Annotated in this window: 7 protein-coding genes and 1 pseudogene; 3 read left to right on the top strand and 5 right to left on the bottom strand. The window is 57.4% G+C overall.

Annotation, left to right across the window (positions count from 1 at the left end; genetic code table 11):
• Together AC1D1Z_RS28900 and AC1D1Z_RS28895 are read left to right on the top strand one after the other, a co-directional pair.
• The coding region (locus tag AC1D1Z_RS28900) for a type VI secretion system Vgr family protein (protein ID WP_477852364.1) at nt 1-1,643 on the top strand (1,643 nt) is incomplete at its 5' end.
• A 60-nt stretch (nt 1,644-1,703) separates the two neighbouring features.
• Entirely contained in the window at nt 1,704-2,006 is a 303-nt protein-coding gene (locus AC1D1Z_RS28895) for a PAAR domain-containing protein (RefSeq protein ID WP_477852362.1), read from the top strand.
• A gap of 47 nt (nt 2,007-2,053) precedes the next feature.
• Here AC1D1Z_RS28895 and AC1D1Z_RS28890 read toward each other — a convergent pair.
• Nucleotides 2,054-2,365: pseudogene (locus AC1D1Z_RS28890) on the bottom strand (transposase); the annotation flags it as partial.
• Between the two features lie 613 nt (nt 2,366-2,978).
• Here AC1D1Z_RS28890 and AC1D1Z_RS28885 point away from each other — a divergent pair.
• Nucleotides 2,979-3,266 (top strand): hypothetical protein, encoded by a 288-nt coding sequence (locus tag AC1D1Z_RS28885; protein WP_477852360.1) that lies wholly within the window; start codon nt 2,979-2,981, stop codon nt 3,264-3,266.
• A 1,327-nt stretch (nt 3,267-4,593) separates the two neighbouring features.
• On the opposite strand, the gene AC1D1Z_RS28880 is transcribed toward AC1D1Z_RS28885, so the two are convergent.
• The 4 genes from AC1D1Z_RS28880 to AC1D1Z_RS28865 all read right to left on the bottom strand — a co-directional run.
• Nucleotides 4,594-6,909, bottom strand: a complete 2,316-nt coding sequence (locus AC1D1Z_RS28880; RefSeq protein WP_477852358.1) for a M23 family metallopeptidase — start codon at nt 6,907-6,909, stop codon at nt 4,594-4,596.
• 100 nt (nt 6,910-7,009) lie between these two features.
• Entirely contained in the window at nt 7,010-9,646 is a 2,637-nt protein-coding gene (gene tssH / locus AC1D1Z_RS28875) for a type VI secretion system ATPase TssH (protein WP_477852356.1), read from the bottom strand.
• A 27-nt stretch (nt 9,647-9,673) separates the two neighbouring features.
• Nucleotides 9,674-10,684: a type VI secretion system baseplate subunit TssG gene (gene tssG, locus AC1D1Z_RS28870; protein WP_477852354.1), complete on the bottom strand. Its 1,011-nt coding sequence runs from the start codon at nt 10,682-10,684 to the stop codon at nt 9,674-9,676.
• The coding region (locus AC1D1Z_RS28865; protein WP_477852352.1) for a type VI secretion system baseplate subunit TssF at nt 10,681-11,535 on the bottom strand (855 nt) is incomplete at its 5' end. The genes tssG and AC1D1Z_RS28865, both read right to left, overlap by 4 nt.

Raw genomic sequence — 11,535 nt, 5'->3', positions numbered from 1 at the left:
GCTCCATCGTCAAGGAAGTATTTGGTCGTCATAGCTTTGCGTCATTCGACGATCGCACCAGCGGTGATTTTCCGGTCATGGAATATTGTGTCCAATACAACGAGACGGATTTTGCCTTTGTCTCACGCCTCTTGGAGGAGTTTGGGATCACCTATTTTTTTGAGCACGAGGAAAATGCGCACAAGTTAGTCCTGGTGAACGACAATAGCGGCTTCGAGCCCGTTACAGGCAGCAGCCGCCCTTACCGGTCTCTAGCGGGCCATGACAGGCGCCTTGAAGAAAGTTTTGATCACTGGACTCCAACCCGGCAGTTTCGTTCCGGGAAAATCACCGTGCGGGATTACAACTTCAAGACACCGCGTGCCAAGATGCAGGGTGAGCGGTTTGGAATAGGCAGCTACGAGCACTGCGATCAGGAACTCTACCACTACCCGGGGCGCTTTGACAAACAAGGCGATGGCAACCTGCTGGCGTCTTTACGCATGCAAGCGAAGGACGCGTTGGACAAACGGTGCATAGCATCGGGAAACTGTATCACCTTAATGCCCGGCTTATCCGTGACGATGACCGATCATCCGGCCCCAAGTCAGTGCGGCGAGTATGTCGTTCTCCAGGCTTCCCATAGTTTCACCTCGCAAAGCTATCGGTCAGGAGCGACGGGGATGGGTGAGACAACCTATGAAGGGCGATACGAGCTTTTATCGAGCGACGTACCCTTCAAGCCGCAGCAGGTCACACGAAAGCCATCGATCTACGGCCCGCAAACTGCACTTGTGGTGGGAAAAGATGGAGAGGAGATCGATTGCGACGAGTATGGCAGGATCCTCGTTCGCTTCTACTGGGACAGGCAGAATGATCAATCGATGCGGTGCAGAGTCGGCCAGAGCTGGGCCTCAGCGAAATGGGGCGGCATGGTTATTCCGCGCATTGGTATGGAAGTAATCGTCGAATTTCTCGACGGCGACCCCGACAAACCGCTCGTGACGGGGTGCCTCTACAACGCCGACAACATGCCCCCCAATCAGCTCCCCGACTATAAGACCCGATCGATTTTCAAGTCCGCCAGCCACAAAGGCGGTGGCTTCAATGAAATACGATTCGAAGACGAAAGTGGCGAAGAGGAGATCTGGGTACATGCCCAGAAATATCTAAATACGGTCATCGAGGAAGACGAGACGAGATCGGTCAGTTTCAATCGCGATACCCAGATCGGTGCGTCCGATTCCGAGAAAATTGCGAAAGACAAGGACCTCGAAATCGGAGGCTCGCGACGTCAGGCGATCAAGGGCTCTGAACATTTGAGCGTCATCGGTGCGAGGACGAGCAAAGTCTCCGGCAATGACGTACTTTCGGTCGGTTCAAGCTATCGCGTCGAAGCCGGTATGGCTCAGCATTTCGAAGCAGGGGCAAGTGTCTATATTAAATCCGGGACATCGGTGGTGATCGAGAGCGGCGCAACGATCTGCCTGCAGGCAGGTGGCAATTTCATCACCATCAGTCCGGCAGGCATCCAGATACAAGGCACGATGGTCATGCTGAACTGTGGAGGGTCACCGCTGACCGGATCCGAAGTGCCGAGCAACGAACCGGATCCCGTGGCCGGCCCGCATGCCGAGCGCTATAGCCGGTCCTATAAATTGTGACGACAGATCCGAATTCCAACGAGAATAACATGCGACTGAGACAACCTCCGGAGGCATGACATGACGAAGCCAGCTGCCCGCCTTGGCGATATGCACATATGTCCGATGGTGACGCCCGGCGTTCCCCCTGTTCCCCATCTTGGCGGTCCGATCATGCCGCCCTGTTATCCGCCGGTTTTGATCGGCAATCAGCCTGCCGCCCGCGTAGGTGATCTGTGCGTCTGCGTCGGGCCGCCGGATGCGATTGCACAGGGTTCCTCGACCGTCTTTATCGGCAACCAGCCCGCGGCACGGTTGGGCGATGCCACGTCACACGGGGGAACGATCATAGCTGGAATGCCAAACGTTCTGATCGGCGGTTGAAAAAAAGCGCGCTTCAGGCTTGCAACCGCGACAGAAGAGTATAGCTGGGGCGGTCGAGCTCCGCCTGGGCAAAATATGCCGACGCTTTCCGTAGAATCTCGTTGGCCTGACGTAGCTCGCGGTTCTCCCGCTCAAGAGCATTCATCTTCTCCGAGACATCGCTCGGCAGACCAGCACGTTTGCCACTGTCCACCTCATCCTTCTTCACCCATTCATCGAGCAAATGTGCCGAGCAGCCGATGTTCGCAGCTATGGAAGATACTGCTGCCCAGCGCGAGCGATGCTCGGCTTCATGTTCCGCCACCATCCGGACGGCGGGCTCGGACTTCAGGAGAGAATTTGTTCGTCGTCTTGCTTATCATAGACCCTACTTCTCACGAGTTAGGGTCTCCGGTAAATCTGGGGCGGTTCAAGTCTTCTCTACAGATGGCGTAGAGCCCGTCCATCAGATCTGCGTATGACAGACGGACCGTGCCGAGAGTCCGCACACGTGGCTTGCCATCAGGACGTTCATTTATTTCGCTGCGTCATCATATTTCCCTTGGTTTATGAGCAGACCGTAAGACCGTCTTCGAGGCCGAGGCCAAGCCGATCCGCATCAGACTTTATGACTAGACTGAGGGAACGCCGCCTGCCGGTGTCCCATGTCATCGTGCAGCCAGCCTTAGTTTACGATGACGGGTCAGTGCTTATCCTAAGCCTACGATAACCCCACACAGGTTCGCTCGTCGGAACTGGCCGAACTGGCTGACGAGATCAAGGCATCCGTCGAGGCAGAGAACGCTAAGCAGGCTTCGGCCTAACATCACCGTCCATCATCTAGACTTTAATCTAAAAGGGGATACCATTCGATATCGCAGAAATTCGAAGAGCAATATCTTGGCAGAAAGAAGTTTTTCCGATAGAAGCGGCAAGCTTTGGGTTGTGTGGATGCAAGAGAGGAATTCGTCTTGCGCAGCCGCGGCGTTATACATGGCTGTATCTTTGAAAAGGCTTCGCAGTGTGAGTGGCGGCGAGCAAAAGTATGTTACAAAGCTGACTGAGACAGGATCCAAGTATTTGGATGTTTTTGCGGGTGTCGGCAATCTCTCCATGAAGCAGATTGGAGATATTTTATCTGCGGAGGGGCTAACGGCGACATCGACACAGGTGTCGACGGTGCAAATCAAAGCCATCCTTTTGGAAGCGACACGCGCTTCTCCGGTCATAGCGAACGTGAAATGGCGAAAAAAAGGGGCGGGTGCCCACCAAGTTGTTTGAGTCGGCATTTCCGGCTCTGAATTAGTTTTTCTAGACCCAGCTAATGGCCTTGTTGAGCTTCCTCCGGAGGTATTGCCGGATTACGATATCTCCAAAACTAGTAGAGATAGCCCCCCGGCTGGCTTCTTCAGTGGATTTTACACCAAGATTCATTGATCCCACTGCCCCATCGTCACTTATGCGGATCCCGCTCGGTTCGACCATACATTCGGAAGGTTTTCGATCCTCATCGGTGGGCCGAGCACGTACTCTGCCTGCCATCCCCCTCCGGGGAAGCCGAATAGCGGTCCGCATATGCCAATGTTGATAGTTGTACCGGCCAGGATCGTGACGCTAGATACTTTCGTAAAGAGCCCTGGTAGAGCGCGACCACACACGATCTGCGACGACGTGTGAATCACATCACCAACAAGCAGCCATCTTCCTACTGCTTCGGAAGGATTTTCCTTGCGCTCGTCAATTCGTTTACCACCGGTATGGACGCGGAGGCCTTCGATTGGTCCCATCGTACGGACGGTAATCCAGGCACCGTCTTTCCAGGCACTTTCCTGCCTGGTCTCCCCATGATCTTGGAGAGATGCTGCGATATCTATGTGACTGCCACCAACTGTGAACCTAGTCATCTGCGTCGAGCCCGCTCCACGTACGAATACGAAAACTTACCATGGCCGGTAGTTATTGTCAGCTAAGCGATTGTTGGAAGAAACCCCGCCGCCCCATCATCAAACGTTGGGGCTGCATTGGCAAGGGCCCGATGATCGGACATACAAAGCCCACCGCGCTAACATATCAGCCGGCGCTGGAGCGAACTTGGCACGCTGTCGATGCAAGGCCGACTGCCCGGCCGAAATAGAAGTGGATGGCAGATTCCACCTGCTTTGGAAGCTGCCGAGGGCAGAAGCGGAGGTGGGGGTGCGCATTTTATTGCAAGAAGCTCGCGAGTGTGGCGAGTCCAGCGTTTGCTCAGCCAGCAGTTTCTTCAGCTTGGCATTCTCACCTTCCAGCACCTTCAGCCGCTTGCACCGAAACCAGTACTGATCTCTGCATTCAAATTGTATACCCACATAACGCTCGACCGCAATTCCACGGCGATTGCCGCGCAAATGCGTGTGGTGGACGAAATATAGAGTCCCGACACCCAGAGGTAGCGAGTGAGAAGCTTCCTACCCTACATCGTCAGCACATGCACGCCCATAAGGCTTCGATACCCAATGCGCTCCTCTGATCCCGGCAATGTCCGTTAACACGAGGGATGGGCCATCCCTGTGCGTGGGGTCTGTCCCATGGCAGACCAGCGGGTAAACCTGCCCCAAAGCGCCATGCGCTGTCACGACGAATGCTCCAGAACAGACTCTATCGCTGCCTTGAACGATAGAAACTCAGGCGAAGCTTGCTGTTGCTTCGGAGCGTCGGCAGTTCCGGACTGTGAACCCTTGCTACGCATGAGCTGGTCTGCCCAGCCTTTGACAAAAGCTACATCCTTTCCGCTGAGGAACGGGTTGGCCCGCACGACCGGTGCACCGAGCAGCRTCTCGAGCGACATGTTGTCATCCGACGAAAGGACAGAGATGGCGCCTTGTGGTCCAAGGAAATGAGCAAGGTAAAGCCTCCCGGCCGTTGCGGTCTGTCCGGCAGCTTCCAGGTCGGCCTTGTTTCCACGGGCGAGATTGGCGATCATTTCGCGCGACAGGGTCGGATCGGTCCTCAATGCCAGGAGCGCGTCCCGATCAAGTGACTGGGTCAAATCCGGCCTGTAGGTTTTCATCATCATGATCCACGTGCTTTCGATGAACTGTCCAAGGCCGGTGGCCGTCGAAAACGGGTTCTTGATATCGGCAGCCCCGCCGCTTTCGATACGGATGATGCGATCGACAAGGGCATCAACGGCCTGTGATCCACGGTCGTTCGCCGCAGTGACGGTGCGCATCGGATCAACAGGCTTGCCGTTCTCGTAGACCTCGAAATGCAGATGCGGCCCTGTCGATTGGCCAGTCGTGCCGACAAAGGCGATGAGGTCGCCGGCTGCCACCATCTTTCCGACCTCAATACCGGGGGCCATTCCGTTGAGATGCGCATAACCTTCTGCCCGCCCATTATTCTGGTCGATTTGGATGAAATTGCCTAAACTGCCGTTTTCCCCGGAAAACGTCACGCGCCCCGCATAGGCGGCCCGTACCGGCGTGCCGATGGGCGCTGCCCAATCGACACCTTCGTGCATCAGGATTTTTCCCAGGATGGGGTGACGGCGTGGTCCGAAGGTCGAGCTGACAGCCCCCGCTACCGGCATGACCATGCCGGTAGCCACATCGACCGTTCCCGACCGGTCACCGGTCTCGAAACAGGCCAGCTCGTTGCCATTCGAAGGTAAAAAGACAAAGCAATGAATGGCGACATTCTTGCCCTCGATGCCGGCATAAAAGACCCTGTTCTGCCCGGCGGGTGTTGCGCGACCGTCATTCGAATAGACCAATGTGAGGGTGTCACCGGTGGCCGCGAACTCGCCGAGATCATGCCCGCGCGAGAGATACATGATCGCCTCACCAACGATAGCGCTTGCGATGCCATTGCGAAGTCCGACGGAATAGATACCATCAAGCAGCCGGAACCGTTGGTTGCCAATGGTGTCGTCAGTCCCGTCCAAAGACTTCAGAAGATCGGTGTCGACCCAGGGATCGGCAGCGTTGACAAGCGCGCCGGTGTCATCGGCAGCGAAGGCAACCTGGAAGGAGCTGGCCTCGTAAAACGCGATCTGGACGAGTTTTCTGTGATGTCGGTCCCCGCCGATTTCGCTGAGGTAACGCAATGCGACGACCGCGCCGGCATGCAATCGGTCATTTCCAGTCGCCTCGTTGTATTTGGTTGAAATAGCATCCGCCTCCACGAGATCGACGCCATTCGCCTTCAGAAAGTCTCCCGCCGGCGTCTCGTTGACCACCCGGCGGACGTCGTCAACCCTTCGCGGCATCCTGAACTGGTTGGCAATCAATGCTATCGTTGAGGTGTTGTCGGCAATCTCCGTTTTCTGAAAGCTCGTATCACTCCCCTCCAGATCGGCATCATCGATATTGCTCCAACCGCCGGTCGACTGTGCGTTCGTACCCACGTGAGGAACCGCGTTCTGCGAGACAGGAACATCCTGCTGTGCGTTGGCGCCATCTGCCTCGGCGGCTGGCTCAGCGGGTGGCACCGCGTCGATAGCAGGGCTTCGCTGCGCCTGAAAGAAAGCGAAGTCCTCAGGGCTCGAAGGAATCGCGGTCATCAGCTTCTGGCTGGTGGGGACGATGACTTCTTTGAGGACGCTGAGCGTGTCGGGAATGCCCAGTTCTCGCAGCGGCTCCGGAGTGCGCTGCAGCTTGGCGCTCGATTGTCGACCCTGTCCGCCGATCTCAAGGCGAAGAGGATCACCCGGGATATCCAGGATCATCGAGGTATAGGCGGGCGGTGGCTCGGCCGTCGGTGCGGGTGCTGGCGCCGGGCCGGGCCCCCACAACCGGCCGGGACCATGGAAAACGTATCCCGCAAAGCCGGCCGCGAAGACCACACCGATCAGCAGGGAACGCAGCATCCGTTGCTGGCGCCGCTTCCTGCGCTTCAGCTGATCCGCATCCTTCTTCTGGCGAAAACTGTCGTCAATTTTGTGCATTGCCGATCGCCTAGTCAAGCCGCCGGCTCTAGCCATCAAGCACCCGCCGGCCGGCGCACGTTGTCGGACCAGCGGTCAGACTGCCTGGCCGCCGCCAACGTCACGTGACCTCGTAGGTAAAGTCATTGTCAATCACGCCGATCGCAACGGCCGTCGATGCCAGTCTGTCGATCGAGCGCGCCAGGAAGATCCCGGCAAGACGTGGCAGAAGCTGGTTCATGATGATGTTGTCGATCATCCGACCGCCCGAGTCCGGCTCGTTGCAGCGGGAAACGATGTGAGCAACCACGGCATCGGAATAATCGAAAGTCGTATCATAGTTGGTCTTGATGCGCCTGCCGACGAGATCGAGCTGCAGGCGCACGATCCTGCCGAGCGTGGTCTCCGACAGGGGCATATAGGGGATCACCACGATACGGCCCAAAAGAGCCGGCGGAAAATGCTCGAGCAATGCCGGCCGCAGTGCCGCTCCGAGCCTCTCCATGTCCGGCGCCTGGCGCCCATAGTCCGTCATTTCCATGATAACCTCTGTCCCGACATTAGATGTCAGGATAATGAGGGTGTTCTTGAAGTCGATCTCGCGCCCGGTCCCATCCTCCATGCGGCCCTTGTCAAAAACTTGAAAGAAAAGTTCATGGACGTCCGAATGGGCCTTCTCGACCTCGTCGAGAAGCACCGCACTATAGGGCTTCCGCCTGACCGCTTCGGTCAGCCGCCCCCCCTCGCCGTAGCCGACGTAGCCGGGGGGAGCACCTTTGAGAAGCGAGACGGAATGCGCTTCCTGAAACTCGGACATGTTGATAGTAACCATGTTCTGTTCGCCGCCATAGATCGCTTCAGCCAATGCGAGCGCCGTTTCCGTCTTTCCGACACCGGATGGACCGCATAGCATGAAGACGCCGATCGGCTTGCCGGGATTGTCCAGACGGGCACGATTGATGGCGATCCGTTTCGCAATCAGGTCGAGGCCATGGCTTTGCCCTATCACGCGCTGATTCAGGATCTCCGGAAGCTCGATGATCGACTGTATCTCGCTTCGTATCATTCGTCCGATCGGAATGCCCGTCCAGGCTGAAACGACCGCTGCGACAGCCTGATCGTCGACATAGGCATGCACCATGCGGTCGTCCGGCCCKATCTTCTCCAGCTCGTCGAGAAGATCAAGAATCGGCGAAGTTGTAGGCTCCTCTGTGGCGGGCTGGTCATTCGCATGGTTATGGGACCTAAGGGCGACGATGTCGTCGACGATTTTTCGCTCGTGCGCTAACGTACCCTCCTTGGCTGAAAGTATACTGTTGCGATCCGCGATGATGGTCCGAAGCTCCTCTATCCGCTTCGTACTGTCGCGGCCGAGTTCCTTGTCCTTTTCCAGTGCCGAAAGTTCGTTTTCGGCTGACGATATCGCCGCCTTCAGGTCCTCGATTGCTGCAGGTTGTGTCTTCTGACTGATCGCCACGCGCGCGCAGGCGGTGTCCAACAGGCTGACCGYTTTGTCGGGCAACTGGCGCGCCGGAATATAGCGGACAGACAACTCGACCGCGGCCACCAGTGCAGCGTCGGCGATGCGCACATTGTGATGCTTTTCCATCGCCGGAAGGATACCGCGCAGCATGAAACAGCATTTCTCGATGGACGGCTCGCCGACCGCGATATTCTGGAAACGTCGTGTAAGCGCGGGATCCTTTTCGAAGAACTGACGATATTCCGACCAGGTGGTTGCGCCGATCGTTCGCAACGTGCCTCTTGCCAGGGCCGGCTTCAACAGATTGGCAGCATCCCCCGTTCCGGCCGCGCCGCCGGCACCAATCAGAGTATGGGCTTCGTCGATGAACAGAATGATCGGTGTCGGCGAAGACTGCACCTCATCGATCACGGATCGCAGCCTCTGTTCGAACTCTCCCTTCATCGAGGCGCCGGCCTGCATCAACCCGATGTCGAGCGCCAACAGACGAACATTCTGCAGCGCCGGTGGAACATCGCCTGCAACGATGCGCTGTGCAAACCCTTCGACGACGGCTGTTTTGCCGACCCCTGCCTCGCCGGTCAAGATCGGATTGTTTTGGCGTCGCCGTGACAAGACGTCAATTATCTGCCGGATTTCTTCGTCGCGCCCCAGGACAGGATCAAGCTTGCCCGACGCAGCTTGCTCGGTCATATCCACGGTAAAACGTGCAAGCGCAGTAGTTCCCTTGGTTGCTGTTGACGCGGCGGGGTCCCAACGCGTACTCGGCGCTGTTCCATCAATCGGCCGCGCGTCCCGTTCGACCGAATGTTCCGTCAGGGCCGCAAACTCCTCCACCAGTTGGACCGGATTGATCTTGCCGAACAAGGGTGACAGCGAATTCAATGCCCGGGCGATGTCGTTCGACTTCACCCCAGCGATCAGCAGATGGCCGGTGCGGATCTGCAGTTCGCCGAATTGCAGCGTCGCATAGTGCCAGCCACGGTCCAGGAGATCGAAGAGATGCGGCGAAATACTCGGCATCTCGGTTTGATTGCCACGAAGGGAGGTGACCGCGGAGGTGATGTCGCTCAGCACCCGGCCACGATCAATCTTCAACTTGTCGAGGATGCACGCAATGTCGCAGCGCTCGTTCTGCAGCAGGTGAAAGAACCAATGCGCCAGTTCGACATTCCTGTTTCCCATGGACTTGGCGTGACGAAGCGCTTTCATAAAGGCCTCATAGCCAACAGTGTTGAGCTTGCCGGTCACTGTCTCAAGACTGATTTCACTCATGTCGATCTCCGATAGGTCGCAGCACGGTCACGTGCCTGCTCGCTGTGCCGTCCGATGAATCATCGGATTGAACCGCGCTTCGAAACAATACTGCCCTTCTGGCGCCTCGCGGGGCGGCGACAACCAGGAGGTCCAACCGAGCTGTCCGGACTGGCCGAGCGTCAATCCGGGAGCTTGTCGGGCCGGAAGACCGAGCTCGACCTCGATCTCCTTGCGGTGGCCACAAAAGGAGAATAGTGCATCGCCAAGACGCCTTGATCCGAGCCCACCGGGAAGAAGTGCTTCATACTGGCTTCGATCACGACAATGAATGYGGACACGGATGCGCTCGCTGATCGTGTGCATGCGGCTGCCAAGATAGGCGTTCGAGCCGAGAACCGCCTCAGCGCCTCCCAGCCGCATACATTCGCTTTGATCGAAGATCAGCCAACTACCGATCCATTCCTCGACCTCAACCTTGAAGCGGAATATTCCGTGCAGGAATTGCTGCAGGGTCGAGGCGCTCTTGACCTGGATATTGGCAAGACCCGCGAAGGGGATCTTGGCGCCATCACCGACGGTATCTATCTCGCGCATCGCTTTTGTGGCAATGCCAACGAAGCTGCCCAGGTAACCGAAGAAGCGGTCGTCATCGGGTCGCTGGGCTTGGCCTATCGGACGGGCATCGGCCCAGGCACGGTAGAAGAGTTGCAGGAAGCGTGTCGATATGATGTCGACGAAGCGGGCAAAGGACGGGTCGCGTGCAAACCAGCGCTGCGCGTCTTCCGTCATGTGCAACGGCAAAGCCCCTTGCGGCCCGAACATGCCCAGAAATCGCGTGTGCAGTCGCAAAGTGCCGGTCTCACTGTACGACACAGCGCTGACATTGGCGGAGGGAAAAGCAAGAAACGGGTCTTGCGAAAGCAACACGACTTCTTCGGCAAGCGTCGCGCTGTCACCGATGCGCGGCTTTTTGGGCGTATCACGCTCGAGCGTGCGCAAGACCTGATAGAAGTTCAGAGTGTGTGGATCCTTGCCTTGTATTGGATCGGCACTCATAGGATCGCCCTGCCGCCGATCTGCGGCTCCCAACGCTTGAGGACGCCACGCTGCTTGGAGATGATCACCGTCTCCACGAATGTGTTCAACGCCGCATATTCAGTGAAGAAGCGTGCGAGGACGACGCCGAATAGGAAAGCGCCTTGTCCTTCGAAGGCGTTTTCGTCAAGCGTGACATTCACTTCGAGACCCCGGGCGACATCATATCTGTCGGGCTGCTTTACCTTGCGAACCGCCGGCTTGACGGAGATATCGGACAGGCCTCTGATCTGGCGCTCGATGATCGGATTGGAGACATCTGCGAAGATCATCAGCAGCTCCTGCAACGCAGTACTGCGCGATCTCGCCGTTCCCGGATCCAGTCCGAGATGATTAAACTGCAACAGGCTGATCAGCTTCCAGAGGATTGACCCGGTTTTCTCCGCACCCCTACTTCGGTGCTCACCGGCAAGCAGGGATTCACGTGGCGGCGTCGGACCTGCGACGCAATCGAACTGAATGGCCGCGTCGTCGACCAACACGAAATCCGCGCCACCCCGTCTCACGGGCAATTGGTCGGTCAGGTGCCGGTTGGTGACCAGCGCCCTGACATTCAGGCTTCGGACATGCTCGCCTTCGACGCCAGCCGCCGGCTCGCTCAGGGACAGGAACGTCTCGCTTCCAAGATAGGCACTGCGCATCCCGAACCTGCGCTCCTTGTCCGTCTTGCGTCTTTCGGTGCGTCTGGTCGCATAAAACAGCGCATTTGGAAGCGGAATGTTGTCCGACGGCGCGGAATAAAGACCATAGACAGGCACAGCATCCTTGTTGCGCGGCAACTGCGCCCTGACACTGACGACGCGATAGATCTC

It is taken from the genome of Rhizobium sp. P1_E1 (genome assembly GCF_056406015.1).
The sequence above is the reverse complement of the archived record's forward strand: the minus strand, read 5'-3'. Positions and strand labels throughout refer to the sequence as shown.

Excerpts from the sequence above, each read along its gene's own strand:
- AC1D1Z_RS28895 (WP_477852362.1), top strand. The coding sequence starts at position 1,704 with ATGACGAAGCCAGCTGCCCGCCTTGGCGATATGCACATATGTCCGATG.
- AC1D1Z_RS28885 (WP_477852360.1), top strand. The coding sequence starts at position 2,979 with ATGGCTGTATCTTTGAAAAGGCTTCGCAGTGTGAGTGGCGGCGAGCAA.